The sequence below is a fragment of the Salinibacterium sp. SWN167 genome, from assembly GCF_015864665.1.
Classification (GTDB): Bacteria; Actinomycetota; Actinomycetes; order Actinomycetales; family Microbacteriaceae; genus Rhodoglobus.
Window position 1 is genome coordinate 24867 of the sequence record NZ_JADYWU010000001.1, and the last position, 26821, is coordinate 51687.

Below are 26821 nucleotides of genomic sequence, written 5' to 3' on the forward strand. Positions count from 1 at the left end.
GGGCTAGACCGTCCTCTCGCGCAGAGGAAGGCGCGCCCGGGTGGACTGGCCGCCGCGACGCATCCAGGGCATGAGGAGGCGCCCAAGTAAGACAAGCAGCACGTCGAACACCAGAGCAATGAGCAGACTCGCGCCGATTCCGATCAGGATTTCCTCGAGGAAGTCCCGCTGTTTTCCATTCGTGAACAGGTATCCCAGATTGGCCGACCCGATGATCGCTCCGACCGAGACCAGCGCAATAGTGCTCGCCGAAACTACGCGCAGGCCGGCGAGCAGCACCGGCCCCGCTAGCGGAAACTCGACAAGCCAGAATCGACTCCACGCGGAATACCCCATGGCCGTCGCCGCTTCCACAGCCGCTCCGGGCACCGCCGCGAGCGCGTCGGCCGCAGTACGCACCATCATGGCGACCGCATAGATAGTGAGCGCCACAACAATGTTTCGGTCATCCGTAATCTTCGTGCCGAGCAGGTACGGCAGCATCACAAAGAGTGGCAGCGACGGGATCGTGTACAGCAAGCTTCCGCCAGCAACCACCACTGATCGCATGGCCGACCAGCGATTGGCCAACCATCCCAGCGGAACGGCGATGGCGAATCCCAGCACAATGGGCAGAATGCTGAGCGCTACGTGGTTGAGCGTGAGTTCTGCCACCAACTCAAAGTTCTCGAACAGCCAACTCATACGAAAGCCTGCATCAGTCGGCCTCGAGGATGCCGGCGGGGCGCCCATCAGCATCGACGACCAACGTCGCATTGTCACCGTCACGATGCTGCAAGCGAAGCGTGCGCTTTCCCTTGTCGGCGCCGATGAAAGTCGACACAAAATCGCTGGCTGGGTTTGCGAGAATTTCGGCCGGCGTGCCGACTTGTGCAATGACGCCGCCATCGCTGAGGATCACCACTTGATCCGCGATAGCGAATGCTTCGTCAATATCGTGGGTGACGAACACCGTGGTCTTGCCCAGTTCGCGCTGCAAACGGTTCAGTTCGAGTTGAAGCTCTGCTCGCACTATCGGATCAACGGCGCCGAACGGCTCGTCCATCAGAAGAATGTCGGGGTTGTTGGCGAGCGCTCGCGCCACGCCCACGCGCTGTTGCTGGCCTCCCGAGAGCTGATCGGGGTACCGGTCTGCCAACGCGCGATCAAGCCCGACGGTGTCGAGCAGTTGCAATGCGCCCTGGCGAGCATCTTTTTTGGAAACACCAGTGAGTCGTGGAACCGAAGCAACGTTGTCAACCACGCGGCGGTGCGGAAGAAGGCCTATCGCCTGCAGCACATAGCCAATTCGACGACGCAGTGTGACGGGGTTGAAGGTGGCCACATCCTCGCCGTCGATCAGCACCTCGCCTGACGTCGGGTCGATCATGCGATTGATCATGCGGAGCAAGGTTGTTTTGCCTGAGCCAGACGAACCCACGAACACGGTTGCCTTGTGCGATGGCAGCACAAGAGAGAAGTTTTCGACCGCGAGGGTACCGTCGGGGAAGCGTTTCGTGACGTTTCTGAATTCGATCATGACCCGCAGCTCATCCCCCGTCAGCGTGACGATCGACGGGTGTCGGGCTCGCCACAGCCTCTAGTCTATTCGCTGCGGGCTGTGTCGCCCCGGGCAGCTACGCCATCACGCCAATCGGCGACACCTTCCAGTCGGGGAAGATGATGCTGGCGTCGGCCGCGCTGAGATCGAGGCGGTTCATGACGACCTCGCCAAGAAGATCGCGGAAGTCGTTGCTGCCGGGAACGTCGCCGTGATCGAGCACATCAGCCCCGAGGCCCTCCCACTTGCCGTGCACGCCGCCCTTGACTCCGCCACCGAGCACCATGGCGAGGCCGCCGTGACCGTGGTCAACACCTGAGCTGTCGTTCTGACCTACGCGACGACCAAACTCACTCATGAGCACCACAGTGGTGGTGTCAGCCTTCGGGCCAAGGTCAGCGAAGAATGCCGCGAGACCGTTGCCCACAGCGCTGAGCATGTCGTGCATGTCGCCCTTGTCTGGTGTGCCGATGTCGGTGTGCATGTCCCAGCCACCGAGATCCAACGTGCCAACCCGAAGGCCCACATTCGCCCGGATGAGGCTGGCCAACGTCGCGAGGTCGCTAGAGAAGTTGTCGTCCCCGTAGCCACGCGCTTTCGCGTCTCCAGCGGAAGCCGCAATTTCGGAGGCTTCGCTGGAGGCGCTCAAAGCGAGGTTGGCTTGCTGCGCGATCGGGTGATCTAGCCCGGTGTAGAGACTTGCAAGGGCCGTGCGAGTGGGCTCAAGGAGCGAGTCATCCACGTCAATCGCCATGCGCTCGAGGTCAGGAACAACGAGCGCATTCGAACCACCCACGAGAGAGCGAGCAAGACGATCGCTTGCCCCCACCCCGCGCCAAGTCGTTCCTGGACCGCTCTGCTCAAGAGCGCGGTTGAGCCACCCCGTTTGCGAAGCGCTGCCAGCGGAGCCACCGCGTTCGAGGCAATCCTGCGCTTGGAAGTGGCTTCGCGAAAGGTCGGGCGTGCCGATAGCTGGCACAGCAGCGATCTTGCCCTGAGCCATCATCGGCTTCAAGGCAGACAGCGCCGGGTGCAACCCGAAACCGCGTTCGAAGGCAATGAGACCCGAGTTCTCTTTGACCGCGATGCCGGGGCGTGCCTTCAAGAGGTCAGCGTCGGTAGCCGGAACCAGCACGGAGAGACCGTCCATTCCACCGCGGAGGAAGACCACGATAAGCGCACCCGTGTCAGGCGAGCCGGGGGCCGCGTACGACGCCTGCGTGGTCACGATCTGGGAGCCGATAGCGGCGACTCCGGCCATGAGCCCGCCCTGCAGCATCCGTCGGCGGGTAAAGCCTTTCGACCAGAGCTCGCGTCGTGCCGTCTCCTCGGCCACCACAATCTCGCTATGGGCTCGCACTGCGGAATCTAAATCAGTCGGACCCAACTGTCGCCAGTCTGGGCAGTCAGGGTGAAGGAAACGGGTCTCGGTCATTAGAGGGTTCTTTCTCGAGTCGGGTTCGAGCTACAGGGGAGGGTGAGTCTGGTCAGCGCAGTCGATTAGCGCAGTTGATTAGCGCGGTCGATCAGCGCAGTTGGAAATAGGGCGAGTCGAGCACGAGGGCCGCGAGAGCGGGGACCTGCCACGCATCGCCCGCTTCGGCTTCAGTAGAACCGTCAGCATCGAGATACGACAGCAGCACAGCGCGATGGGTATCACTGAGCGGACGGCCGATCATGCGCTGAGCGATGCTGTCGACCCATTGGGCGTTCGTCTGCCCCGTGGTCGGCACGAGTTCTTCGCTGAGCTTGGCGGGTGGGGTGAGTCCCTTCATCCAGCCACCGGTCAAGCTCCGGTGCAGGTTCCACCGCGACACTGTCTGGCTGGCAGAAAGCCAGGCTCCGGTGACGTCGGGGAAACCATTGGGCGGGGTCCACGTGAGAGGCGCGTGCCCAAGATTCTGAAGAACCCAGTAGAGATTTTTGGCACCATCAGCAAGCTTGTCGCTGGGCTGAGCGCCAACCGCACGGGCCGCCCCCACCGCATCTTCGAGCGGCCGGCGCGCTTTCTCTCCGATTGCCGACCAGAACTCGTCGCTGGCAAAAAGCTGCTTGAGCACGGGAAGGATCGCGGTGTCGTTGTCGAGGTAGGTCTGAGCCAAGCGATCGAGCAAAGCCTGGGGCGGCGAATCCGAAACGAATCGAACTGCAAGCTTTCGGACGACCGTCGCTGCAGTTGCGGGGTGATGCGCCAGCACGCTCACGTAGCGGTCGCCCATTTCGAGCCCGCCCTCAGCGGTAGTGTTTTCGTCGGTAAAGAACGACGTGGCGACGGGGCCGACGTAATGGCGATCCGCGCGATAGCGGAATTCGCCGGTCTCATAGTCAATCCCGCGGCCCGAGAGGATCATGGCGCTATTGCGCACATCATCCTCGGTGTAGCCCGACGCGACTCCCAGCGTGTGGAGCTCAAGCAACTCACGACCGAGGTTCTCGTTGACATTCCCCTTGTTTGACTGCTCGTTGTTGAGGTAGGTCAACATGGCGGGGTGTCGCATCGCCGCATACAGCATGGCGGAATACGTGCCGAGAGCGTTCGCCCGAATAACCGAGTTCGCATAGTCGGGCCCCGTGGCCCACACGCTGTCTGATGGCGTAGTCACATTCAGCAGGTTCGAGAACACATCGACAACGACTTCAAACAGCTGGCGCTTGCTGAAGACCTGTGCCGCCAAGGTTCCTTGGCCGGTCTGACGTGCAGCATCCCAGCTGTATTGCTTGATAGAGGAGCGCACTTTGGCAGTAGACGACTTCGCGAGAGGGAAGGCAGCCCACGCTGCATCGCCATCCGGGTCTGCGATGGATGCCGGAGCAAGTTGTGCGCCCAACCACTTGTCGATTCCCATCGACGAGAGGTCAACGAAGTCGCTGCTGCGCGGGCCAAAAGTCGCGCGCGCCAGCAAGTGAGAGTGGGTTTCGTCGTTGTCGGCGACGCCGGTGGAGATAACCTCGGGAGCGGTCGACCCCTTTTGCGGTGTTGGCTTGGTCGCGGGCTTAGCCGCTGATGGCGTGTCAGCACGGGGCGTCGTGCCGGTTCCTGCGCCCGGATTCGCGTAACTCTGGTCGCGGTCGGCGGGCGGGTTTGCCGTTGCCGGCGAGCGCGGGTCTTGAGTCGCCGGCGGGTTCGTGCCCCCGGTGGGGTTCTTCGTGGCCGGCGGGTTCGTGGATGTCGCGCTCGGTGTCGGAGTGGTCGGCACTGGGGTGTTGCGAGGCGCAGACCCGGTAGCCGGAGGAGCCGCAGGAGGGCTCGCGCCATCCGGAAGCAGAGAGAGGGTGCTCGCCGGACCAAATGCGGCACTGCTCGCGGCGGCCGCACCGACGGCGGCAAGAGCTGCGATGCCACTCGTGATAATCATGCGACGAGCGAGTAGAGCCTCGCCGTCACCTCGCGGACGTACGTCGGGATCTACAGGAGGATTCACGCCAAAGTCCTTCGTCGGGCTCACGTACGCCGGTGTCGACTAGGTTTCGACAGCCACTCACGCACTACTGAATAACGATTCAGCATCGACCCTATGGGGAGAAACACCCCCTGTCTACCCCCATCGGGGGTACACGCGGGTAATTGTGAAAATCTTTCGCCCGCCACGGCGTGCACGGCTCAGCGCGCGGGCGCTACCGTTCCGCGCGCGGGATAATCGGTATCAGTGACGTACTCGAGACCATGAATGATGGCTTTCACCGGCATCCGACCAAACGGCATGCTGGAAACAGTAGTCCAGAACACGGTGTTGTCGGCGTCAAGAATGAACATGCCCGGCTCGCTAAACAGCTCCGGTTCGCCCTTCTTGAACCCGCTGGAGAGGAAGAGACCCCACTCGCGAGCTTGCTCCTCGCTCAGCCCATAGGCGAGAGGAAGCCGCGAGAGCTCCCAGTCTTCGATCGAAATCGTGGCGCGCTTGAGAGTGTCCATGCTGATGGCCACAATGCGCCCCACTCCGGCTTCGCGCAATGCATCCATATTCTCGTCAAGCTCACGCAACTGCTTGCGGCACACCGGGCAGTGAAGGCCCCGATAGAAAACGAGAAGAGTAAAACGGCCATCGGCGCCCGTTCCCAGCGCGAGATCCTCAAGGAAACCTCCGCGCGCGAGCGGCAACGAAAGAGCGGGAGGTTGGGTGCGCGGCAGAATAGTCATCTTCTACCCCAACATAGCGGTGGGCGGCATTCATTCCACGTCGTGGCTATGCAGTGCCGAACTCACCGTGGTGCCGTTGAGCTCGAGATACAGCTGCCCCTCCGTCACCGACAGGGTGACAGCGTTGCGTCGCTCCAGGGCGGCCACAGCGTCTTCGATGAAGCCGGGATCAAAGCTGCGGAAGACAATTTCGCTCGCATTGTGAATCTTCTTGCCTGCCCACGGAGCTGCAACCTTTACCGGGTCACGGTGCGTGTAGATGGCGACCCTGTCGGCCAGTTTGCTTCCGTAGTGGAGTCGGGCGGCATCCGGTGCACCGATTTCAATCCAGGCCGTAATCGTGCCGGTGAGGTCGCGAACCAGAACTGCAGGTTCATTGGTCGACGAGACTCCCTCGCTGAATGCGACTCCCTCTTCGAATTCGAGGCAATACGCGAGCACACGAGTCATCATGTACAAGTCTGTTTCAGAGGGATGCCGCGCGACGCGAAGCGTGAAGTCGTCGTAAACCCCGCGGTCCACATCCGCCAATTGCACCGTGAAAGTGTGGATCGTTGAGCCAGTTGCCATAACGCCCGAGCCTAGCCTGTGGACGCGCCGGCGCTAGCCAGCGCTCAGGCGCCAGCCATGCGCTCAGGAAGCAGCGACGACGGCATCCGCTCGCTGGCGCGTCGTGCGGATGAGCACAGCATTGGGTTCGTCGACCTCGGTAACCCAGCGGGCGGCATCCGCCTCCGAACGCCCGTAACGCTCGTGACGGGCCACGAGCCTGTCGCGCCGAAGGTCGTCATTGATGTCGAGATACCAGACCTCATCAAGCAGGGGTCGTATCGCACCCCAGCCGGCATTGTCGTGGAGAAGGTAGTTGCCTTCCGTCACGATCAACGGGGCATCGCCGGGGAGCAGAACCGCGCCAGCGATGGCGGCGTCGATCGCTCGATCGAATCGCGGAACGACGACAGTCTCCCCGGCACGCAGCCGACGCAGTGTTGAGGCAAGGCCTTCAACATCGAAAGTCCCCGGCGCACCCTTCTTGTTCCGAAGGCCTAGACGGTCGAGGTGTTCATTGGCGAAGTGGAAACCATCCATCGGGAGGATGGGCACCGCGAGCTTCTCCGCGAACGTCGACTTACCTGCCCCGGGCGGCCCGACAACGCCAAGCAGAAAGGGCGCACCGCTTGTGCGCTCGCTCAGCAACTCGATTCGCGCGGCCGCTTCGGCGACGGTGTAGGTTTTCACGACGTCCCTTCGCGTTGGCAATGATCACCGCTCTTAACGCAAGAAAACCCTTGAACAATCAAGGGTTTTCTTTGCAGAGCGGAGACGGAGAGATTTGAACTCTCGGTACCCTTACGGGTACTCCACCTTAGCAGGGTGGTGCACTAGGCCGGACTATGCGACGTCTCCAGACGTACTCAGCAATCATAACCGCTTAGGAGCGGAACGACGAACCGAGCCGCAAATAGAACGATTAGTAGCTGTTCGTGATCGTGCAGGTCTCATCCGCAGCGCTCTGGCCACGAATATCGAGAACCTCGGCATCAACCTCAGGAGCAGCCGTTGCATTGGGGTCGGCCGACTCTGTGGCTTCGGGGTCCGTAGTCGATTCAACAGAATCAGGGTTGACGTAGGACCCCATGTCGTCTCCAGCGTTTGCGAGCACAAATGGTTCATCGGCCGCGATCAAGTCAATCATTTGATCACCCAGGTACGTGTTCGGCTGAACCTTGCCCGAGTACACGCCGACGCCGCCAGTGGTACCGGGGTACTGCACAAACTGAACCGTATCGAGCGGAACATCCTTCAACGCCAGCGCGATGGAGACGAGGGTCGGAACATCGCTGAGTCCAGTCGACAGCTGCATGTTATCGATCGCGGCTTGCGCCAGATTGTAGAGCTTCTTGTAGTCACCGAGCGTGTCTTCGCTCTTGAGAGTGCGCACCATCGAAGAAAGATAAACCTGCTGCGAACTAATGCGCGTGAGGTCACTACCGTCACCCACACCGTGGCGAGAACGAAGGAAGCCTAGAGCTTCAGCACCCTGAAGTACATATGTGCCTGCTTCAGGAAGGTTGATGTCTGCGAGCGGGTCAACGAGCGGGCCATCGATACAGACAGGAACGCCGCCGATGGCGTTGGTCATCTCGATGACACCTTGGAAAGTAATAACGCCGGCGAACTGGATATCGAGGCCGGTGAACTCTGACAGCGTCAAGACGACACAGGCGAGGCCTCCATACGACATCGCCGTGTTGAGCGCCTCGGTGGAGTAGTACTTGTTGTAATCGCCATCCAAGCTCGGGCACTCCGGAATACCCATAACCAAGTCGCGCGGAAAGCTGATGGCAGTCGCAGATTGACCGTCAGCCGCCACATGCAAAATCATGTTGACGTCATTGAGTTCACCAGATTCAACCGCTGCGGAGCCTCCGACGCCGTCCTGATCGACGCGAGTATCGCTACCCACGATGAGGATGTTGAAGCCACCCTCAAAGCTGCCGATCTGAGGCGGAGCGCCTTCGGTTTCACCAATGAGGGCAACGGTGTCACGCTGACTATAAATATTGTCAAAGGCGACAGCACCAACAGCGGCACCACTGACCAACAAAACAGCGAGCGATGCGGCAACGACCTTAGCGATCGAGCCCCACGGTCCTGGCTTCTTCAACCGTCCGTGACGTGCCAGACCTTGGACTTCAGGCTTTTTCTTCGAGTCGGTGCGGTCGACAGAGCGCGAACGCAACTCTGAGCGCGGACGAAGTTCACTCATCGCACTCCCCTTTCTTTAGCCGGAAACAAGACATGACACGCAGAGCGGAGGGCGTGGGATTCGAACCCACGAGACATTTCTGCCCACCAGTTTTCAAGACTGGCTCCATCGGCCGCTCGGACAGCCCTCCTTGCGTGACGCAAGTTCAGAGTGTATCTGATGCCCGCAAGGCGTACCTGAAAGGCAGGCTAGAAGGCTCGAAATGGGGGTAGTGAGGTCTAGCCGTGCAGCCGAAGCGCCGCCCACACCTCAAGCCGCCCCTCGAACGACTCCAGATCGAGGTTCAGGATGCTCGCCGCTTGGTCGACGCGCGACCGCACCGTATGCCGATGAACGCCGAGCTTCGCAGCCGTCGCGCCCCACGAACAATCGTTCGCAAACCAGGAGCGCAACGTCTCCACGAGAGCCGCCGAATGCGCGCTATCGAAATCGCTGAGCGGCGTGAGCACTCGGTGCGCCACTCGCTCAGCACCAGCAGCCTGGAGCACCCCGAGCATTCCGGAGTCGCCAATATCGGCGAAATCAGTGAGCCCAGCCTGACCGCTGCGAGCGTAGAGGGCGCTGGATGCGTGCCCGAGCGCTGCGCCCAGCCCCGCATAATCGACGGCACTGGAGCTGCCTGCCACGAGCTCGTGGTCAGCGATGAGTTGTGTGAGGTCTCGCTGCACGTCGGTCAGTTCAGAAGGCAGTGCGGAGAACTGCTGCTGTGCGCCCGCTTCAACGAGAACGACGACGGTGTCGCCGCGAACGGCGAAAAATGCGCTGCCGTCGGCATCGAGCGAGAGGGCGTCGAGGGCATCCAGTACGAAGTGGCTGTGGGTTTGCCGTGCAATCGCCACGACGCTCAGCGGCGCTACCGGAAGAGCGCCCCACACTTCGCCAGCAATCGCCGCGGCCGCGGCGACGTTGCCTGAGAGCACCAGCTCGAGCAGTGACGATCTCAGCTGACCACGCGTGGCATCCAGGGTGCGGTTCTGTTCAAGCGCAAGGGTGGCCATCGCGATCACGCTCGTCACGAGTTCGTTCTCAGCACGATCAAGAGGCACGCCGCGGCCAAGAGCCAGCGCACCGCGCAACTCTCCGTTCTGGCCGAGGGTCTGGATGGTGACTTGCCCAGAGTCGAGGGTGAAGGCGGTGGATGACCGGCTGCCCTTGCGCAGCGCCCGCGCCACCTCATCCCTTACCGGCTGAGCAAAGCGAGCTGCGGAGCGTTGCTGGCCAGGAACGGGGATCGGGTGACCTGTCGCGTCGAAGAGCCCAACCCAGCATGAGAGTTGACGTTCGAGCTCGATGAGGGTTGACCGCAAGCCTGTTGGTTTGAGAGCGGCGTGCGAAATGGCTTTGTGGGCAGAAATCGACCATGCCATGCGACGGCTGCGCTCCGCCGCGATGCGATCAGCGACTTCGCGGATGACCGCAATAAAAGGAACGCGATCAGGAACGTCAATAAGGGGGAAGCCCACACGCGCACAAGCAGCAGCGAGCGCCTCTGGCATTCCTTGGTGAAGAAAGTGCGTTGCGAAACCGAGCCCGACAAGACCGGTGTCGATGAGGCGCTCAATGTAGGAGTCGTAGTCGTAAAGCTCAGCAGCTGCTCCGAACCCGAACTGCGCACCATCGGTGAGCAAGACATTGCCGCGGCTCAAGAACGGCGTCGGGTCATCGAGGTCGGAACTGTGCACCCAACTGATCGGAGCGCTCATTCTGGCCGTGAAAGCGGAGCTGAGTCTGGCACTCTCCACGGGGCTGGCGTTAGCGCCTCCGGTGGCGCTCACCTCGATCACGCTCAGTCGCAATGTGCGCCTCGTGAGCAGCCATTGAATCGTCGGGAGCATCCGGTTTCTCCCCTCATCGCCCTGTAGTCACATTATGTCGAACAATTGGTGATCTGGTGTACATATTGGCAGCCACGCGCGAGTGGCCGGCAGCAATAGTTGAGTCATTCAGCTTCGTCACGAAAGGTGCCCCATGAACTCCGCGCCCGCAACACCCCAGCACAGCAACGCCGACACCGTCGCGCTTGACCGCGCCCACGTATTCCATTCCTGGTCAGCACAGGGCGCACTCAAACCGCTCGTGCTCGAAGGCGGCCTCGGAAGCATGGTCTGGGACGACGAAGGAAACGAATACCTCGACTTCTCGAGCCAGCTCGTCAACGTCAACATCGGCCACCAGCATCCAGCAGTCATCGCCGGCATCAAGGCACAGGCCGACATCATGGCTACCGTCGCGCCGGCCCACGCCATCAACATCCGCGGCGAAGCAGCCCGCAAAATCACCGACCACGCGCCCGACGGCATGAACAAGGTCTTCTTCACCAACGGTGGAGCGGATGCCAACGAGAACGCCATGCGCATGGCCCGCTTGCACACCGGCCGCGACAAAATCATCTCGCGCTACCGCTCGTACCACGGCAACACCGGATCGGCCGTAGTCGCCACCGGCGACTGGCGCCGCATCCCCAACGAATACGCTCGCGCCCACCTGCACGTGTTCGGCCCCTACGAGTACCGCTCCGAATTCTGGTCGGACTCCCCCGAACAAGAATCCGAGCGCGCCCTGCACCACCTAGAGCGCACCATCCAAGCGGAAGGCGCCGAGTCAATCGCCGCGATCCTGCTCGAAAGCATCCCCGGAACTGCTGGCGTGCTGACCCCGCCGCCCGGCTACATGGCTGGTGTTCGCGCGATCGCCGACAAGTACGGCATCCTGCTGATTCTGGATGAGGTCATGGTCGGCTTCGGTCGCACCGGACACTGGTTCGCGTTCGAAGCGTTCGACGTGAAGCCCGACCTCATCACCTTCGCCAAGGGAGTGAACTCCGGCTACATCCCCGTCGGCGGTGTGATTATCTCTGACGAGATCGCCGCAACGTTCGACGAGCGCGTCTTTCCCGGCGGACTCACCTACTCGGGTCACCCCATCGCGGCTGCCTCGATCGTCGCGGCCATCACCGCGATGGAAGACGAAGGCATCATCGAGAACGCTGCCATGATCGGTCGCGATCACATCGGCCCCGGCCTTGCCGCTCTCGCCGAGAAGCACGACTGCATCGGTGACGTTCGCGGAAGCGGCGTGTTCTGGGCGCTCGAACTGGTCGCCAACCGCGAGACGCGCGAGCCTCTCAGCGCGGCTGACATGGGCCGCATCAAGGGTGCGCTCGTGAAGCGCGGACTGTTGCCGTTTATTGCCGACAACCGCATCCACGTCGTACCGCCGGCTGTCGTGACACCCGACGAAGTTGCGCGCGCCATGGCCATCTACGACGAAGCGCTCAGCGAGCTTTAACAGAGTTCTGCGCCGAAGGGGTTCAGCGCAGAAGCGGGTGGTTTGGCCGAGCTCGGCGTTCGGGCTTGGGCTCGGCTAAACCTCGCTACGGCGTTCTACGGCTCGCTACGGCTTGAAGGCGGCAAGAACGAGCGCGGCACCGTCGTTGAGATCGCTCTCGGTGACCTCGTTGGCGACCGCGAGCACGTCATCCGGAGCCTGGCCCATCGCAACGCCACGGCCGTGACGTGACGCCCACTCGAGCATGTCGATGTCGTTGCGACCATCACCCATGGCGAGCACTCGCGTGCGCGGGATACCGAGACGCGAACGCACATTTTCGAGCGCCGTCGATTTGTTGACGCCATCGGGCGCGATATCGAGCCAGGCAGTCCAGCCCACGTTGTAGCTGACCTTGTGAAGGCCCATTTTCTCGACAACCGAGAGGAAATCATCGACTTGGTGTTGGGGCGAGATCACGACAACGCGTGTCGCCTGCACCTTGACGAGCTCCTCGAACGCGACATCTTCACTCACCGCACCAAGGGCGCCGTCGGGGAACTTGCCGTTGACAAAGAACTTGCCCGTCGCATCCTCAACCGCGTAGTTCGCCGAACCCAAGTGCTCCTTGATGCTCGTGAGCACCTCTCTGGGGTTGAACATCTCCACAAATTCGCGACTGTAGCCGCCCTCGCCCATCGGGTTGCGCTTGAGCGTAATCGCCCCGTTAGAGCAGACCACGTACTGCGGCTTCAGCCCGAGCTTCTGCAGAATGGGCAAAGTCATGGCAACCGAACGACCGGTGGCCAACATAACTTCGTGCCCGGCATCTCGAACCTTCGCGACCGCCGCAATAACGGCGTCGTTCATCTCGCCCGACTCGAGCAGCACAGTGCCATCGATGTCGAGTGCGATCATCCAGCGGTCATCCTGCGCTGCGGTTGTCACGCGATTGGCTCCAAAATTTCTAGGCCACCGAGGTAAGGGCGAAGTGCTTTCGGCACCACGACCGACCCGTCGGGCTGTTGGTGGGTTTCAAGAATGGCAACCAGCCAGCGGGTGGTTGCGAGAGTTCCGTTGATGGTCGCTACCGGGGCGGTTTTGCCCGACTCGGTGCGATAGCGGATGTCGAGACGGCGCGCCTGATAAGTCGTGCAGTTCGAGGTGGAAGTGAGTTCGCGGTAGGTGCCCTGAGTAGGAACCCAGGCCTCAATGTCGTACTTGCGAGCAGCGCTCGAACCGAGGTCACCACCGGCAACATCGATCACGCGGTAGCTGAGTTCACACGCCTGCAGCATCGATTCTTGGAACGACAGCAGGCGCTCGTGCTCGGCCTGAGCATTCTCGGGTAGCACGTAGCTGAACATCTCGAGCTTGTTGAACTGGTGCACCCGCAGAATGCCGCGGTTGTCTTTGCCCGCAGAACCGGCCTCACGGCGGTAGCAGGTCGACCAACCGGCGTAGCGCAGCGGGCCCTTCGAGAGATCGAGGATCTCATCGGAGTGATAACCGGCGAGCGCCACTTCACTCGTGCCGGTGAGGTACAAGTCGTCGGCGGGCAAGTAGTAAATCTCGTCGGAGTGCTCACCCAAGAACCCGGTGCCGGCCATCATCTCGGGGCGCACGAGCGTTGGCGTGATGAGCGGGATGAAGTCGCCAGCGATAGCGCGATCGAGAGCCATGTTCATGAGGCCGATTTCGAGTCGCGCACCAACACCCTTGAGGAAGTAGAACCGGCTGCCCGATACCTTCACGCCGCGGGGAATGTCGATTGCTCCCAGGATTTCGCCGAGATCGGCGTGGTCGCGGGGCTCAAAGTCGAACTTTTTGGGAGTGCCAACTTCGCGCACGAGCTCCCAGTCATCCTCGCCACCCACGGGAACGCCCTCAACAGCAATGTTGCCGAGTGCACCGACGATGCGAGTGAACTCTGCCTCAGCCTCGGTGGAAACCAGCTGAGCGGCCTTCACCCGAGCAGCCAGCTTCTGAGCCTCAGCGACGAGCGCCTTCTTCTCTTCGGATGGCGCCTGAGCAACCTTCTTGCCGAAGCTGTTTTGCTCGGCCCGGAGCGCCTCAAATTCGCCAATACTGGCGCGACGCTTCTGGTCGGCGGCAATAGCATCGTCGACCAACTGGACCGAAGCTCCGCGCGCGATTTGCGACCGCCGCACGGCTTCAGGGTTTTCTCTAAGAATTTGGGGGTCAATCACCCCTACAGCCTACCGATTCATGGCGTAGCGTTTATCTGTGCCCACCCCTCGAAACTCAAAACCTAAAGTTGCGGTTGTTTACAACCCCATCAAGGTCGATCTTGCCAAGCTCAAGAAGATGGTCACTGCTGCGGCGAAGGCCGCCGACTGGGCTGCCCCCATCTGGTTTTCCACGACCAAGGAGGATGCCGGCCAGAACGTCACCGGCAGTGCGATCCGTCGTGGTGTCGCCGTGGTGATCGCTGCAGGCGGCGATGGCACCGTGCGTGCTGTGGCCGAGGCCCTCGGGGGCAGCGGAGTCGCGTTGGCTGTCGTTTCGGCGGGCACAGGTAATCTGCTCGCTCGCAACTTGGATCTACCAACAGGCAGCATCCGCGACAGTGTTGAACTGGCCTTCCACGGTGCAGACCACGCCATCGACCTCGGCATGGTCGAAATTGTGCGGGACAACGACGAGCACGAAAAACACGCCTTCTTGGTGATGGCGGGCCTAGGGCTCGACGCCAAGATGATCAAGAACACCAGCACGAAGCTGAAGAAAGCTGTCGGCTGGTTGGCCTACGTCGACGGCATTGCGCGGTCCATTCCCGAGCTGAAACCTGTGAAGCTGCGCTTCAGCGTGGATGGCTCCCCCAATCGTTCCCTCAGCGCGCACACCGTGATCATCGGCAATTGCGGATCACTGCCCGGTGGTTTGCTGCTGATGCCCGAAGCCCAACCCGACGACGGCATCCTCGATATGGCCGCGCTCATACCTCGCGGTCGTTTCGGGTGGCTCAACATTTGGAACAAGATTGCGTGGGAGAACGGCGTGCTGCGCAAAAGCGTGATCGGCCGCCGCATTATCGACCTCTCGAAAGACGTGCGTGACGTGCGCTACGCGAAGGGCAGCGACCTCAACATGATCGTCGATACTCCGGAGGAGTTTCAGCTCGACGGAGACGACTTCGGTCTCGCCAAATCAGTGCACGCCTGGGTGGAACCCGGCGCGCTCATTGTGCGCGTACCGAAGGTTCACACTCGCGCCGAAGTACGGGCTCATTCCAAGGCGCGATCACAAGCGCGCACCACTGCGCGCACGACTGCGCGCACCACCGCTCAAGAAAAAGCGCGAAGCAAAAAGGCTACGGCTCGCGAGTAGCCGAAGGCTCGTTAGTGGTGATGGCCCGCAACCAGTCGCGTGCCTCAACAAACACATCGTTGCCGTAGCGCGGCGTTACCGTCGTGGCGAGCTTGTCTGCCCGCGGGTAGCTGCCCAAGAAGATGACGTTCGGGCTGAACCGCTTCAACCCGAGCAGCGCGTCTGCCACCCGCTCATCGAGGATGTGCCCCTCAAGATCGATGACGAAGCGGTAGCGACCTAGCTCGTCACCAATCGGCCGCGATTCGATGAGGCTCATGTTGACGCCGCGCGTCGCAAACTGCTCAAGCATTTCGAGCAAGCGACCAGGAGCGTTGTCGGGGAGTTCAACGATCACACTCGTCTTGTCTGCGCCGGTCGGCTCAGGCAATTCGGTGTTTGACGAGACCAGCACAAACCGCGTCACAGAGTTCTGGTTATTCGCAATGTTCTCAGCGAGAACCTCGAGCGGATAGTGCTCGGTGATTCCGGGTGGGGCGACTGCGGCATCCGCAATGCTGTTGTCGAGCAAGGATGCGGCAGCGGCAACGTTGGAGGTCGCAGGGATGTAGCCGTGTTGGGGAAGCTGGGCATCAATCCAGCGCCGCGTTTGCCCATAGGCGACCGGATGCGCGTTCACCGTCGTCACGTCGGCGAGCGTCGTTCCCGGCCGGGCCACGAGCACGAAGTTCACGGGCACCAAGTATTCGCCCAAGATCCGCAGATTGGGGGTGTTAGTCAAAGCATCTTGAGTGACACTGACGCCACCATCGATCGAGTTTTCGATCGCGATCATCGCGGCAACGCTGCGACCGCTCGTGACATCGTCGAGAGCTTCGCCAACGTTGTTGACGCTCTTCCAGCGGGCACCGACCGCTTCCGGAACCTGCTTAAGCGCGGCCTCCGTAAAGGTTCCGGCAGGCCCGAGGTAGCTGTAGCTCACAGTGTCGGGGTGCGGCGTCGAAGTCATGACACGAGTTTAGGGTGCCAGCGGCTAGCCGTAGTTCGGTGCCGCAGGCAGACCAAAGAACTCCTCCAAGGTTTGGATGCCCGTGCTGTGAAGTTCAGCGGCAAGTGCATTGCCCACGTAGCGCATGTGCCATGGCTCGTACTCGTACCCGGTGATGTCGGTTTTTCCCTCGGGATAGCGGACAGTGAAGCCGTACTTCCAGCCATTTTCCGCCAACCACTGCCCCTGCGGGGTGTCACCAAAGCACTGGTCAAGGGTGCAATTCGCAGGCGACGCACTCACGTCAATCGAGAGACCGGTTTGGTGTTCGCTGTGGCCTGGGCGCGCGCTCGTGAGGTCTGCAGCCTCTTGCCCAAGACTTGATACCCAGCCGGCATAGACGCTCTCTTGAGACCAATAGCTGCGGTAGGAGCTCTGCGACTGCATCTGAAGCCCGGTTTCAGCTTCGAACGCAGCAAACATTTCGATGACCGCCGCTGCAGCATCCGGCGTCAAGTAGGGCTCATACACGTACGGCACATCGACGAACACGAGGTTCGGTTCGTAGGTTTGCGGGTTGAGCGGGCGAAGCTTGTTCGCCACGACCCAGAGACTGCTCGCATCGTCGATGGAGAACTGGGTTTTGTCGAACGTGGGAGTGGGGGTAGGTGTTGGCGTCGGGGTGGGAGTGGGCGTCGGAGTAGGCGTGCGGGTTGCGGTCGCAACCGGCTCGGGACCGGGCTCAAGCGCGACAAACGAAGCCACTGCGGCGATAACGATCAGCACGAAACCGGCGACGGCGATGATGATCAATCGGCGGTGCGACCCGCCGGAACTGGGGGGAGGAGAATCAGACACCCGTCGATACTATTCCCATGCTTTGACGCGCCGCAGAACACATCCCCAGCCGAGACACCGCGACTAGGCTTTGGTCATGGCCAGCGAAGTTATCCACGACCCTGCAATGCACCGGTACGAGTTGCTTGTCGATGGCGTGCAGGCCGGACTCGCCGACTACCAGCTGCGCGACGATCAGATCGTTTTTGTGCACACCGAGATTGATCCCAAGTTTCGAGGCCGGGGTCGCGGCAGCGAACTAGCCCGCGGCGCCCTGAATCTGGTGCGTGCCGAAAGCGAAACCCGCGTCGTGGCAAAGTGCGAGTTCATCGATAAATTCATCACCGATCACCCCGAGTACCGCGACCTTCTCAGCCGCTAGTCGCTCTTCGCGGCTGGTCGGTCAATCGCCGCCGTCAGCGTCGGGGAACGACTACCGGATGCCCGCCAACGTCGTGCAGGTCGACCGCGAGGCCATAGACCCGCTCGACGCGCTCGGCGGTGAGTACTTCGCTGGGAGTACCGATCGCGTCGAGCGTGCCGTGCGCAACGAGGGCGAGGCGGTCGGAGTAGGCACCGGCGAGGCTGAGGTCGTGGAGTACGACCACGACAGCACGACCATCGGCGGCCATCGAGCGGGCAACCCGCATCACCTCTTCTTGGTGGCGCAGGTCGAGGGCTGCAGTCGGCTCATCTAAGAACACGACGGGGGTGTGCTGAGCGAGAACTCGCGCGAGCGAGACGCGCGCCTTTTCGCCCCCCGACAGCGTGGTGAACCGGCGCTCGCTCAGGTGGGCGACATCCGTGACGGCAAGAGCATCATTGACGACGGCAACGTCGTCACGGCTATCCCTGGTTCGCGACCACGGGCTTCGGCCCATGGCAACGACTTCAGACACCCGGAAGGGAAAACTGACTGTGTTCTCTTGAGTGAGAACGGCGCGCAGGCGGGCGAGCTCTGCATGTCGGATGCCGCCAATATCCCGCCCGTCAATGGTCACGGTTCCGCTGTCTGGCTTGCGGTCGCCGCTCAAGACCGACAGCAGCGTCGACTTTCCGGCACCGTTGGGCCCGACGAGGGCAAGGACTTCGCCCGGAGCTACGTCGAGGCTGACGTCGTCGAGGATGGCGCGAGAGTCGAGTCGAACACTCACGTTGCGCGCGCTGATCATGCCCACCCTCCGCTCTGGCGGCGTTGGCGGAACAGAAGGTAGAAGAAGAACGGGCCGCCAATGAGCGAGGTGAGGAGACCGATCGGTAGGTCGCCGCCGGGCACGACGGAGCGGGCGAGCAGGTCGGAGAGCACGAGCAGTACTGCGCCGCCGACAGCGCTGGCAATGATGAGCGGGCGATGGGCCGGCCCGATCGCCATCCGCATGGCGTGCGGCACAACCAAACCGACGAAGGCAATGATTCCCACAAACGCCACGGCAACACCGGTGAGAAGAGCAACGATCACGATCGACACGATGCGCAGGCGCTCAACGTTCACACCGAGGTGACGAGCGTTGCGCTCCCCCAGCGCGAGCAGGTCGAAGGGGCGCGCGAGCACCACGGCGGCGACGAGACCGATCGCGGTGACGAGCGCCACGATGAGCACTTCGCTCCAGCGCGAACCATTGAGCGAGCCCAGTTGCCAAAACACGATTTGTTCGCGGCTGCCCGAGTCGGCGACGAACAGCAAGAAAGCGAGGCCGGCGCCAGCGAAGGCGTTCACGGCGATACCGGTCAACAGCAGCGTCACCACTTCGGTGCGACCGTTGGCCCGCGAGACGAAGTAAACCAGCAGCGTGGCGAGCAGCCCGCCGACGAAAGCAAAGAGCGCAATCGCACTGTCACCGAGCGCGGCAACTCCCACCACGATCGCAATCGCGGCACCAAGAGCGGCACCGGATGAAACACCCACGACGCCAGGTTCGGCCAGCGGGTTGCCAAAGATGGCTTGCATCACAGCGCCCGCAACGGCGAGCGCTGCACCCACGACCATGGCCATCGCAATCCGGGGGAAACGCACCACCCAGAGCGTGGATTCCACGATCGAATCGGTGGGTGCCCAGGCGTTCTGGATGCCGAGCGAGCGCAGCAGCGATCCGCCCACTTCGGCAGGGCTCACCGGAAGTTGCCCGAGCACAGCCGACGCCACGATGCCGCCCAGCAGCAGCGCGGCAAGGGTGAGCGTGAGGGTCAGGCCGCGGAGAGTGGTGTTCACGGAACGCGCTGCAACCATTCTTCAGTGCCGAATTTTTCGGTCACGAGTTCTTCAGCACGAGCGATCTCATCGCTGGTGAGTTCGCTCTCGGTGAGACCGTGCAGCCCACGGAAGGTGGCAACCATTCTGTCGATGATGTCGGCACGTTCCATGCCGGTCTGGCTGCGGAGCGGGTCGACTCGCTTGGCCGCCGACTTGGTGCCCTTGTCGCTCATTTTCTCGCGACCGATGCGCAGCACCTGCACCATCTTCTCGCCGTCCATGTCGTAACTCATGGTGACGTGGTGCAGCACAGCACCAGCACCGAGACGCTTTTGGGCTGCCCCGCCGATCTTGCCCGTGGGGCTCGCAATGTCGTTGAGGGGTTGGTAGCTGGCATCGATGCCGAGTGATTTGAGAGCGATGATGACCCACTCGTCGAGGAACGCATACGAGTCAGCGAAGGTCATGCCCTGCACGAGCTCGACCGGCGCGTAGATCGAGTAGGTGATGACGGTGCCCGCCTCCATAAACATGGCGCCACCGCCTGAGATGCGGCGCACGACCTCGAAGCCGAACTTCTTCGCGTTCTCGAGGTCAACTTCGTTGCGCAGAGACTGGAAGCTGCCGATCACGACGGCGGGCTTGTCCCATTCCCAGATGCGCAGAGTGGGTTGGCGACGACCGGAGGCAACCTCTTCGGAGAGCACCTGATCCATCGCCATTTGCAGGCGCGGTTCGAGAGGTGGCCCAGTGACGATCTGCCAGTCGTAGTCTTTCCAGGTCGTGGCACGTTGCAGTGCACGACGGATGGCCGTGGCGACCGACTCGGCAGAGAAACCGAGCATGACGGTGCCCTCGGGCAGCGACTGCTGAATCGCGGCCGTGATGGTCTTCGCGTCAGAGTTTGCGGGGAGCCCGTTGATGGCGGCGTTGATGTCTTCGAGAGCATCATCCGGTTCAAGAAAGAAGTCGCCGGCGAGCCGGAAGCTGGTGATGGCGTCGTCGACAACGTCGAGATCGACCACTACGAGTTTTCCGCCAGGCACCTTGAATTCGCCGTGCATCACTCACCCCTGTCTAGTTGTACCGAATCCAGCCTACTGGGCAGTGTCAGCCTGCGGAATTGACCAGTCAAGCGGCGGCACGAACTCGCCGTGGCCGTGCTCGATCATGCGGGCCCGCAATCGCCGAAAAGCTTCGTCCAGAGCCGCAGCACCCGGGTCGCGGTTGATGCCCGTGTGGCTGTATTCATACACATTCCACGACGGCCAGACGTGCAAGTGCGCGTGCGGCACCCGGTAGCCCTCGAACATGAGACCGACCCGGTCGGCATCCCACTCGTCACGCTGGGCAAGGCCGATGAGCCGCCCGACCCGGAAGATGTGCATCGCAAGGTCTTCGTCGAGTTCGCTCCACCGATCAACCTCGAGGCGCGGAATCACGAGCACATGGCCTGGCTTGCGGGGCTCGATCGTGAGAATGGCGAAGACACGGTCATCCGCCCAAATAAAGCGCCCGGGCGAGCGGCCGTTCAGAATCTCAGTGAAAATTGATGCCATTTATTTGGGTTCGGTCGCCTCGGGTTGGGCTGGCGCCGGAGGTGTCGCGTCAGGATGCACGGGCTTGAGCCGAGCATCGAGCCACACCACGAGGTCTCGAATGACGTCGTCTTTGTTGGTCTCGTTGAAGATTTCGTGGCGGGCACCCGGATACACGATGGCCTCAACGTCGGTGAGCTTGGAGCGCACCACGTAGTCGGCAGCGAGCGCCTCGATGCTGGCTTCACCGCCGAGCGAATCTTCGTCGCCGATCATGATGAGGATCGGGATGTCGCGCTTGAGGTGTTTGGCCGGACGACCGAGCAGACGCATGCCGTCGATGGGGCCGAAGAGTTTCAGAGCATCCGCGTAGAACGTCAGCGGATCGTGCACGAAGTCTTCGGCGACCTGCGCATCGCGGCTAAGCCATTCGTAGCCAGTGGTGCCGAGGTCTTTGTGCTTGGCGTTGAGGTTGCCGCTGTTCATGTGGGCGAAGGTGCGGTGCGCGGTGCCGGTGAGGATTGCCACTTCGTATTCGTCGGCGTGGTGATTGAGCACGTCTTGCACCATGAGGGAGCCCCACGAGTGACCGAGCAGCGCCAACGGAAGGGTGGGGTTCTCGGCCCGAATGATCTTCGTGAGGTCGCGGATGTTTTCGGTCGCCGCCCGCAGGCCGCCCTTGCCGAGCTTGCCCAGTTTGCTGGCGTCGCCCGCGTTCTGGTCGAGACCGGTTGCACCGTGCCCACGGTGGTCATCGGCATAGACCGTGTAGCCGGCAGCGACGAGCGCTTGGGCGAGATAGTCGTAGCGGCGGGCGTGGTCGCCGAGGCCGTGCGTGAGCTGAAGCACCGCATGGGCTTTGGGCGATTGCCACACGTAATAGTGAATCGTCACTCCGTGGGCATCCGTGTAGGAGTGATCAGTTCGTGGCACCGTGAACTTGGGCATTGGGCCTCCTTGCTGCCTCCATTCTATGGCGGCGAAGTTCCAAGCAATATGGGTAAAGCTGGCCAGATTCACATTTAGTTAGCAAGACTAATTTGCTAAACTAACGAAAGTGCCAGACAAACTAGACGACGAGCTTCGAATCACCCTCATGCGTATCGCTCGTCGCATCCGCCAGCAGCGTCACGACGACACCCTGAGCGACAGCCAACTCTCCGTTCTCTACGTGCTGACTCACCACGGCGGCAGCACCCTCGCCGCCCTCGCCGAGCATGAACACGTCACCCCGCCCTCGATGAACCGCACCGTCAACTGCCTCAGCGACGAAGGCCTGATCACCCGCTCCAGCTCGCCAGACGACGGCCGCAAAGTGCTCATTGAAGCCACGGATGCCGGAATCGAGTTGGTCGACAAGACCCGCCAACGCCGCGCAGCTTGGTTCGCCGCAGAGCTCGAGGGGCTCAGCCCCGAGGAGCATGCCGCCCTGCACGCCGCCATCCCCGTTCTCGTGAAGTTGGCCAATTCGTGAGCGCAATGTTTCGCTCGCTTCGCCTCTTCAACTATCGCCTCTGGATCATCGGTGCTGTCGTCTCCAACACCGGCGCCTGGATGCAACGCACCGCGCAAGACTGGATCGTGCTTACTGACCTGACCGATTACGACGCCGCCGCTCTCGGGTTCACAATGGCGCTGCAGTTCGGCCCCATGCTGCTGCTGATGCCACTCACAGGAATCATCGCCGACCGTTTCGACCGTCGCACCGTGCTGCTGTGGACCCAATTCAGCCAGTTTGCTCTTGCTCTCGGCCTGGGTATCCTTGTGATCTCCGGTCACGTGCAGTTGTGGCAGGTCTACGTCTTCGCACTCCTGCTCGGAGTCGCGACCGCGATTGATGCCCCCGCTCGTCAAGCGTTCGTCTCAGAACTCGTGAGCGACAAAGACCTGCCCAACGCTGTGGCGCTCAACTCGATGTCGTTCCAGACCGCTCGCCTCATCGGGCCTGCCGTAGCTGGCGTGCTCGTCGCCGCGATCGGTGCCGGGCCGGTCTTCATCGTGAACGCGGCATCCTTCGCCGGCGTACTCGCCTCGCTCTGGTTCATGCGGCGCGGGCAGCTCTTTCCGGTGGCGAAGCTTGGCCGAGCGAAGGGCCAGATTCGGGATGGGCTGCGCTATGTTCGCGGCCGGCCCGACATTCTGATTGTGCTCGTCATGGTCTTTCTGGTCGGCACCTTTGGCTTCAACTTCCCCGTCTTCATCGCGACCATGGCCACCGGAGTCTTCGGCAAGGGAGCCGCCGAGTTCGGGCTGCTGTCGTCGATGATGGCGGTCGGTGCGGTCGTCGGCTCCCTGCTCGCCGCCCGCCGCGAGCGCGCCCGCTTCGGGGTCGTCATCGTGGGTTCTGCCTTCTTCGGGCTCGCCTGTCTCCTCGCGGCTTTCGCCCCCAGCTACTGGACGTTCGGCGCCGCCCTCACGATCATCGGCGTCTTCTCGCTTACCATGATGACCACCGCCAACGCCTACGTGCAGACCTCGACAACGCCCATCATGCGCGGTCGCGTCATGGCTCTCTACCTCGCGATCTTCGCGGGCGGCACGCCGATCGGCGCCCCCATCGTGGGCTGGGCAGCCAACGAACTCGGGCCCCGCTGGGCGCTCGGTATCGGTGCCCTCTCGGGTTTACTCGCCGCTGCGGCGGCCATCATCTGGCTCGTCTACAGCCGCGGGATGCGCGTGGGTCGCGTGCCCGAAAGCCGCTTCCGTCTGCGCTTGCGCTTCCCGCCCGAGCCCACGCCCGATGAAGAGCGTGAGCTCGCCACCCAAGAGATCGCGATCGTTGAAACCACCACGCGACGCACTAGTTAGGCCTCGCGGGTAATCTCCACACTCACGAACAGTTTGGAGCCGAAGGGGCCTGCGTACACACCGCGCAGCGGCGGCACGTCGTTGTAGTCGCGACCGCGACCCACGAGCACGTGCCGATCACCAATGTCGATGAGGTTCGTGGGGTCGTAGCCACGCCACTGCCCGTTGCAGAACCATTCGATCCACGCGTGGGATTCCCCGACGACCGTTTCACCAATCGCGGCATCCGGTTTCGGGTGCAGGTAACCAGACACATAGCGGGCAGGAACCCCCACGGAACGCAGCGCGCCCAAAGCGAGATGCGCGATGTCTTGGCAGACACCTTTTCCCCCGGCCCAGGCCTCTGTCGCCGTCGTCGCCACCCCAGTGACGCCGCTCATGTACTGAATCGCGTTACCGATGGCCATCGAAATTTCGAGGGCACCAGCACAGGCATCATCTGACTTCGCTGCGATATCTTTCGCGAGCGCAATCACCTCTGCTGGGGGCTCAGTGCGCCGCGTCTGGGTCAAGTTCTCGACGGCTTCCATCGAGAGCTCGGCCGTGGCGATCATCTCGTCCCAGCCAATCGACTCGAAGTCGTGGGTGCGCTCATGCACCTCAACCAGACTCGTCGCGGTGAGCGACAGCTCCTTGTGGCCCGTCAGCACCTCGAAGGAGGCGACGCGGGTTCCCCAATAGTCGACGTAGTTGCTCTGGCTTGAGAGCGGCAAGATGTCCAAGTTGGAGAACAATACGAGTTGGCCCTCAACGCTGGCGGGAAGCATCCGCGCCTCGTTGTAGGACGCCGTAACTTCGCCGCCGTAGCTGAACCCTGTGGAGTGAACGATCCTGAGACGCTTCATGAGATCTCTCCAACCCACTCGGGAGCAGCATTCGTCGGGAAGTAGCGCTGACGCACTGCCTCCGAAGCCGCACTCGTTGCTGCCTGCACACGATCCATGTGGTGCGGCAGGTCATCCAAAATTTCAGCGATCGGTCGATATTCGAGCTCACTGCGGATCTTGCCCAACAGCCGCTGCGCGTCGTCGCCAACCCCCACGCGGTTCATGCGCCGCGGTTCAAGTTCGCGCATGCAATCCTCTGCCCGCGATACCGAGAACAGAATGCTGCGCGGGAACAAGCGGTCGAGCAACAAGAACTCGGCCGCGTTGCTCGCGCTCGGCACACCACGGTAGGTGCGCAGGTAAGGCTCGTAGGCACCACAGGAACGAAGGATGGTCGTCCACGACGGACCACTGGCCTCCGTGAGACTGCGGGTTGCCAGCAATCGCGCCGTCATGTCTGCGCGTTCGAGGCTGCGACCGAGCGTGAAGAACTGCCACGCTTCGTCCCGACTCGTCGCGGACTCGATGATTCCCACGGCAAGAGCGGAGCGTTCGCGAACCCAGGCGAAGAAATCGCTGACTTTGTCTCCGGAAATGCGGCGCGGCATCCGAGCCTGCGTTGTATTGAGGCACTCCCACAATTCCGTCGACACGATCTCGCGAGCACGCCGGGCATTTTCACGAGCAGCACCGAGCGAATAGGCGATCGAGGCAGGCTCGGTGCGGTCAACAGCAAGGATCGACAGCACGTCGCCACGAGTGAGAACAGCATCAGCGGGAGCCTCGCTGCCCATCACACTCAAGAGCGCGCGGCAGGCATCGTCTTCTTCAATCCACGGGTCTTCGAGCAACAGCTGAAGGTGAACGTCGAGGATGCGGGCGGTTCCGTCAGCACGCTCAATGTAGCGCCCGATCCAGAACAGTGATTCTGCAATGCGGCTCAGCATGATTGACCTCCCTCGGTGTCGACACTCTGCTGTTGCTGCTCTTCTTGACGTTGACGCTGAGTGAGCGTTCGCGTGCTGTCCTGATCTTCAACATGGTCAGCATGCCCGGAGGCTTCGAGAAGCATTTCGGGAGTAATGACCGTGATGGCTTCGGTATCCGCCTGACGTTCGACCAGACCCTGGAGCGTGCTCTCGGACGCTTCGACCTTCTCGCGACCGACAACCCACGTGTCTTTCGAGCCACCACCCTGCGAGCTGTTGACCACCAGCTGTCCCTCGGGCAACGCGACGCGAGTGAGGCCACCTGGCAACACCCACACATCGTTTCCGTCGTTGACCGCGAAGGGGCGAAGGTCGGCGTGACGCGGTCGCATGCCGTCATCCACGACCGTCGGAATCGTCGATAGCTGCACAACCGGCTGCGCAATCCAGCCCCGGGGATCCTTGAGGAGCTGCTTCTTGAGCGTCTCCAATTCAGCTTTGGATGCCGCTGGGCCAATCACGAGGCCCTTACCGCCGGAGCCATCAACGGGCTTGATCACGAGCTCATCAAGACGGTCGAGCACTTCTTCGAGCGCTCCCGGATCTTCGAGTCGCCACGTATCGACGTTGGGGATGATCGACTTCTCGCCGAGGTAGTACTCGGTGAGATCGGGCAAGTAGGTGTAGACGAGCTTGTCGTCGGCAACACCGTTTCCGACCGCGTTGGCGATCGTGACGTTTCCGAGGCGAGCAGCGAGCATCATGCCCGGGCTGCCCAACATCGAGTCGGCACGGAACTGCAGCGGGTCGAGGAACTCGTCGTCAACCCGGCGATAGATCACGTCGACGCGGGTGGGACCGGCAGTGGTGCGCATCCAGACCCGGCCACCGGAGCAGAACAGGTCACGGCCCTCCACGAGCTCGACGCCCATGAGGCGGGCGAGCAGCGTGTGCTCGAAGTACGCAGAGTTGTAGACACCCGGAGTGAGCACAACGACGTTGGGTTCATCCACGCCGCCGGGTGCACTAGCGCGCAGTGCCTGCAGCAACTTGTGGGGGTAGTCACCGACGGGGCGAACCCGCATCGAGACGAACAACTCGGGAAGCGTCTGCGCCATCACTCGACGGTTCGAGATCACATAGCTCACACCGCTGGGCACGCGCACGTTGTCTTCGAGAACGCGCCACGCACCAACTTCGTCGCGGATGAGGTCGATACCGCTGACCTGAATCCGCACGCCGTTGGCGGGCTCAATGCCGGCCGCCTGCCGATGGAAGTGGCTGGAAGAGGTGATCATGCGAGCAGGAATCACACCATCTTTGATGGCATTCTGCGGCCCGTAGATGTCGGCCAGGAATGCTTCGAGCGCACGAACACGCTGTTTAACTCCCGACTCGACCTGTTTCCACTCGGAGAGGTCAATAACCCGAGGAACCGCGTCGAGAGGAAAGGGCCTCTCTTCGCCAGCGAAGTCGAAGGTAACGCCCTGGGCGAGGTAACTGTCGGCGAGAGCTTCAGTACGTCCGCGCAACTCTTCTTGCGTCATTTGCGCCAGCGCGTCATGAATCTCGCGGTAGGGGCGACGTATCTCGCTATCGGCAGAGAACATCTCATCCCACGCGGCTGGTCCGGTGCGTTTGGAGGCGCTTGATGTGTATCCGTCAAACAAATCTGCCATGTACAGACACTAGGCCGA

At 61.9% G+C, this 26821-nt stretch carries 26 protein-coding genes and 2 tRNA genes; 5 read left to right on the forward strand and 23 right to left on the reverse strand.

Features of this window, described 5'->3' with window-relative positions:
• Positions 1-3: 3 nt before the first annotated feature.
• From I6E60_RS00125 to I6E60_RS00175, 11 genes are all read right to left on the reverse strand, one after another.
• A complete protein-coding gene (locus I6E60_RS00125; RefSeq protein ID WP_197121841.1) occupies positions 4-684 on the reverse strand; it encodes an ABC transporter permease in 681 nt (226 codons plus the stop codon).
• 13 nt (positions 685-697) lie between these two features.
• Positions 698-1519 (reverse strand): ABC transporter ATP-binding protein, encoded by an 822-nt coding sequence (locus I6E60_RS00130; RefSeq protein ID WP_197121843.1) that lies wholly within the window; start codon positions 1517-1519, stop codon positions 698-700.
• A 97-nt stretch (positions 1520-1616) separates the two neighbouring features.
• Complete coding sequence (locus I6E60_RS00135; RefSeq protein ID WP_197121845.1) at positions 1617-2975, reverse strand: DUF1501 domain-containing protein; 1359 nt, start codon at positions 2973-2975, stop codon at positions 1617-1619.
• A gap of 91 nt (positions 2976-3066) precedes the next feature.
• Positions 3067-4962 carry a DUF1800 domain-containing protein gene (locus I6E60_RS00140; RefSeq protein ID WP_197178255.1) on the reverse strand — a complete coding sequence of 632 codons (1896 nt, stop codon included), beginning with the start codon at positions 4960-4962 and terminating at the stop codon, positions 3067-3069.
• Positions 4963-5141: 179 nt separating this feature from the next.
• Positions 5142-5678 (reverse strand): redoxin domain-containing protein, encoded by a 537-nt coding sequence (locus I6E60_RS00145; RefSeq protein WP_197178256.1) that lies wholly within the window; start codon positions 5676-5678, stop codon positions 5142-5144.
• A 30-nt stretch (positions 5679-5708) separates the two neighbouring features.
• Positions 5709-6248 (reverse strand): YaeQ family protein, encoded by a 540-nt coding sequence (locus tag I6E60_RS00150; RefSeq protein ID WP_197178258.1) that lies wholly within the window; start codon positions 6246-6248, stop codon positions 5709-5711.
• A gap of 63 nt (positions 6249-6311) precedes the next feature.
• Positions 6312-6917, reverse strand: coding sequence for a nucleoside/nucleotide kinase family protein (locus I6E60_RS00155; RefSeq protein ID WP_197178259.1), 606 nt, complete (start codon positions 6915-6917; stop codon positions 6312-6314).
• 79 nt (positions 6918-6996) lie between these two features.
• Positions 6997-7085, reverse strand: a tRNA-Ser gene (locus I6E60_RS00160).
• Between the two features lie 64 nt (positions 7086-7149).
• On the reverse strand, positions 7150-8448 hold the full coding sequence (locus tag I6E60_RS00165; RefSeq protein ID WP_197178260.1) for an LCP family protein: 1299 nt from the start codon (positions 8446-8448) through the stop codon (positions 7150-7152).
• Positions 8449-8493: 45 nt separating this feature from the next.
• Positions 8494-8578 (reverse strand) — tRNA-Ser (locus I6E60_RS00170).
• A gap of 88 nt (positions 8579-8666) precedes the next feature.
• Positions 8667-10283 (reverse strand): PucR family transcriptional regulator, encoded by a 1617-nt coding sequence (locus I6E60_RS00175; RefSeq protein ID WP_197178261.1) that lies wholly within the window; start codon positions 10281-10283, stop codon positions 8667-8669.
• Between the two features lie 133 nt (positions 10284-10416).
• Between I6E60_RS00175 and I6E60_RS00180 the strand changes: the two genes are divergently transcribed.
• Positions 10417-11736, forward strand: a complete 1320-nt coding sequence (locus I6E60_RS00180) for an aspartate aminotransferase family protein (RefSeq protein WP_197178262.1) — start codon at positions 10417-10419, stop codon at positions 11734-11736.
• A 105-nt stretch (positions 11737-11841) separates the two neighbouring features.
• Here I6E60_RS00180 and I6E60_RS00185 read toward each other — a convergent pair whose 3' ends face one another.
• Both I6E60_RS00185 and serS read right to left on the reverse strand, forming a co-directional pair.
• Complete coding sequence (locus I6E60_RS00185; RefSeq protein WP_307841759.1) at positions 11842-12663, reverse strand: HAD-IIB family hydrolase; 822 nt, start codon at positions 12661-12663, stop codon at positions 11842-11844.
• Positions 12660-13925, reverse strand: coding sequence for a serine--tRNA ligase (gene serS / locus I6E60_RS00190; protein WP_197178263.1), 1266 nt, complete (start codon positions 13923-13925; stop codon positions 12660-12662). Before serS ends, I6E60_RS00185 begins: the two co-directional genes overlap by 4 nt.
• Positions 13926-13962: 37 nt before the next feature.
• On the opposite strand from serS, the gene I6E60_RS00195 reads away from it, so the two are divergent.
• On the forward strand, positions 13963-15066 hold the full coding sequence (locus I6E60_RS00195; protein WP_197178264.1) for a diacylglycerol kinase family protein: 1104 nt from the start codon (positions 13963-13965) through the stop codon (positions 15064-15066).
• Here I6E60_RS00195 and pheA read toward each other — a convergent pair.
• Positions 15050-16015: a prephenate dehydratase gene (gene pheA, locus I6E60_RS00200; protein ID WP_197178266.1), complete on the reverse strand. Its 966-nt coding sequence runs from the start codon at positions 16013-16015 to the stop codon at positions 15050-15052. The two genes, I6E60_RS00195 and pheA, sit on opposite strands and share 17 nt — an antisense overlap.
• Before the next feature lie 24 nt (positions 16016-16039).
• Positions 16040-16852 (reverse strand): M15 family metallopeptidase, encoded by an 813-nt coding sequence (locus tag I6E60_RS14615; RefSeq protein ID WP_197178267.1) that lies wholly within the window; start codon positions 16850-16852, stop codon positions 16040-16042.
• A gap of 76 nt (positions 16853-16928) precedes the next feature.
• Here I6E60_RS14615 and I6E60_RS00210 point away from each other — a divergent pair, with 76 nt between their 5' ends.
• Entirely contained in the window at positions 16929-17213 is a 285-nt protein-coding gene (locus tag I6E60_RS00210) for a GNAT family N-acetyltransferase (RefSeq protein WP_197107051.1), read from the forward strand.
• Between the two features lie 34 nt (positions 17214-17247).
• On the opposite strand, the gene I6E60_RS00215 is transcribed toward I6E60_RS00210, so the two are convergent.
• The 5 genes from I6E60_RS00215 to I6E60_RS00235 are packed head-to-tail and all read right to left on the reverse strand — an operon-like array spanning position 17248 to position 21508.
• Positions 17248-18003: a heme ABC transporter ATP-binding protein gene (locus I6E60_RS00215; RefSeq protein WP_197178268.1), complete on the reverse strand. Its 756-nt coding sequence runs from the start codon at positions 18001-18003 to the stop codon at positions 17248-17250.
• Entirely contained in the window at positions 18000-19058 is a 1059-nt protein-coding gene (locus I6E60_RS00220) for an iron ABC transporter permease (protein ID WP_197121885.1), read from the reverse strand. The genes I6E60_RS00215 and I6E60_RS00220 overlap by 4 nt, the downstream gene beginning before the upstream one ends.
• The gene (locus tag I6E60_RS00225) at positions 19037-20086 is read right to left on the reverse strand and encodes a biotin/lipoate A/B protein ligase family protein (RefSeq protein ID WP_197123559.1); all 1050 of its coding nucleotides are present in this window, start codon (positions 20084-20086) and stop codon (positions 19037-19039) included. The genes I6E60_RS00220 and I6E60_RS00225 overlap by 22 nt, the downstream gene beginning before the upstream one ends.
• Positions 20087-20119: 33 nt before the next feature.
• Positions 20120-20581, reverse strand: a complete 462-nt coding sequence (locus I6E60_RS00230; RefSeq protein WP_197121887.1) for an HIT family protein — start codon at positions 20579-20581, stop codon at positions 20120-20122.
• On the reverse strand, positions 20582-21508 hold the full coding sequence (locus I6E60_RS00235) for an alpha/beta hydrolase (protein ID WP_197178269.1): 927 nt from the start codon (positions 21506-21508) through the stop codon (positions 20582-20584).
• 109 nt (positions 21509-21617) lie between these two features.
• On the opposite strand from I6E60_RS00235, the gene I6E60_RS00240 reads away from it, so the two are divergent.
• Positions 21618-22034: a MarR family winged helix-turn-helix transcriptional regulator gene (locus tag I6E60_RS00240; protein ID WP_197121892.1), complete on the forward strand. Its 417-nt coding sequence runs from the start codon at positions 21618-21620 to the stop codon at positions 22032-22034.
• Positions 22031-23368, forward strand: a complete 1338-nt coding sequence (locus I6E60_RS00245; RefSeq protein ID WP_197121894.1) for an MFS transporter — start codon at positions 22031-22033, stop codon at positions 23366-23368. The genes I6E60_RS00240 and I6E60_RS00245 overlap by 4 nt, the downstream gene beginning before the upstream one ends.
• On the opposite strand, the gene I6E60_RS00250 is transcribed toward I6E60_RS00245, so the two are convergent.
• From I6E60_RS00250 to I6E60_RS00260, 3 genes are read right to left on the reverse strand one after another with little or no spacing between them, the layout of a single operon-like run.
• The gene (locus I6E60_RS00250) at positions 23365-24213 is read right to left on the reverse strand and encodes a transglutaminase family protein (RefSeq protein ID WP_197121896.1); all 849 of its coding nucleotides are present in this window, start codon (positions 24211-24213) and stop codon (positions 23365-23367) included. The genes I6E60_RS00245 and I6E60_RS00250 overlap by 4 nt on opposite strands.
• Entirely contained in the window at positions 24210-25142 is a 933-nt protein-coding gene (locus I6E60_RS00255; protein WP_197107043.1) for an alpha-E domain-containing protein, read from the reverse strand. The genes I6E60_RS00250 and I6E60_RS00255 overlap by 4 nt, the downstream gene beginning before the upstream one ends.
• Positions 25136-26803 carry a circularly permuted type 2 ATP-grasp protein gene (locus I6E60_RS00260; RefSeq protein ID WP_197121898.1) on the reverse strand — a complete coding sequence of 556 codons (1668 nt, stop codon included), beginning with the start codon at positions 26801-26803 and terminating at the stop codon, positions 25136-25138. Before I6E60_RS00260 ends, I6E60_RS00255 begins: the two co-directional genes overlap by 7 nt.
• Between the last annotated feature and the right edge of the window lie 18 nt (positions 26804-26821).

Bases quoted from the DNA above. Each gene is read 5' to 3' on its own strand.
- I6E60_RS00125 (WP_197121841.1), bottom strand. From the start codon at position 684: ATGAGTTGGCTGTTCGAGAACTTTGAGTTGGTGGCAGAACTCACGCTC.
- I6E60_RS00130 (WP_197121843.1), bottom strand. From the start codon at position 1,519: ATGATCGAATTCAGAAACGTCACGAAACGCTTCCCCGACGGTACCCTC.
- I6E60_RS00135 (WP_197121845.1), bottom strand. From the start codon at position 2,975: ATGACCGAGACCCGTTTCCTTCACCCTGACTGCCCAGACTGGCGACAG.
- I6E60_RS00145 (WP_197178256.1), bottom strand. From the start codon at position 5,678: ATGACTATTCTGCCGCGCACCCAACCTCCCGCTCTTTCGTTGCCGCTC.
- I6E60_RS00150 (WP_197178258.1), bottom strand. From the start codon at position 6,248: ATGGCAACTGGCTCAACGATCCACACTTTCACGGTGCAATTGGCGGAT.
- I6E60_RS00165 (WP_197178260.1), bottom strand. From the start codon at position 8,448: ATGAGTGAACTTCGTCCGCGCTCAGAGTTGCGTTCGCGCTCTGTCGAC.
- I6E60_RS00175 (WP_197178261.1), bottom strand. From the start codon at position 10,283: ATGCTCCCGACGATTCAATGGCTGCTCACGAGGCGCACATTGCGACTG.
- I6E60_RS00180 (WP_197178262.1), top strand. From the start codon at position 10,417: ATGAACTCCGCGCCCGCAACACCCCAGCACAGCAACGCCGACACCGTC.
- pheA (WP_197178266.1), bottom strand. From the start codon at position 16,015: ATGACTTCGACGCCGCACCCCGACACTGTGAGCTACAGCTACCTCGGG.
- I6E60_RS00210 (WP_197107051.1), top strand. From the start codon at position 16,929: ATGGCCAGCGAAGTTATCCACGACCCTGCAATGCACCGGTACGAGTTG.
- I6E60_RS00215 (WP_197178268.1), bottom strand. From the start codon at position 18,003: ATGATCAGCGCGCGCAACGTGAGTGTTCGACTCGACTCTCGCGCCATC.
- I6E60_RS00220 (WP_197121885.1), bottom strand. From the start codon at position 19,058: ATGGTTGCAGCGCGTTCCGTGAACACCACTCTCCGCGGCCTGACCCTC.
- I6E60_RS00225 (WP_197123559.1), bottom strand. From the start codon at position 20,086: ATGCACGGCGAATTCAAGGTGCCTGGCGGAAAACTCGTAGTGGTCGAT.
- I6E60_RS00230 (WP_197121887.1), bottom strand. From the start codon at position 20,581: ATGGCATCAATTTTCACTGAGATTCTGAACGGCCGCTCGCCCGGGCGC.
- I6E60_RS00235 (WP_197178269.1), bottom strand. From the start codon at position 21,508: ATGCCCAAGTTCACGGTGCCACGAACTGATCACTCCTACACGGATGCC.
- I6E60_RS00250 (WP_197121896.1), bottom strand. From the start codon at position 24,213: ATGAAGCGTCTCAGGATCGTTCACTCCACAGGGTTCAGCTACGGCGGC.
- I6E60_RS00255 (WP_197107043.1), bottom strand. From the start codon at position 25,142: ATGCTGAGCCGCATTGCAGAATCACTGTTCTGGATCGGGCGCTACATT.
- I6E60_RS00260 (WP_197121898.1), bottom strand. From the start codon at position 26,803: ATGGCAGATTTGTTTGACGGATACACATCAAGCGCCTCCAAACGCACC.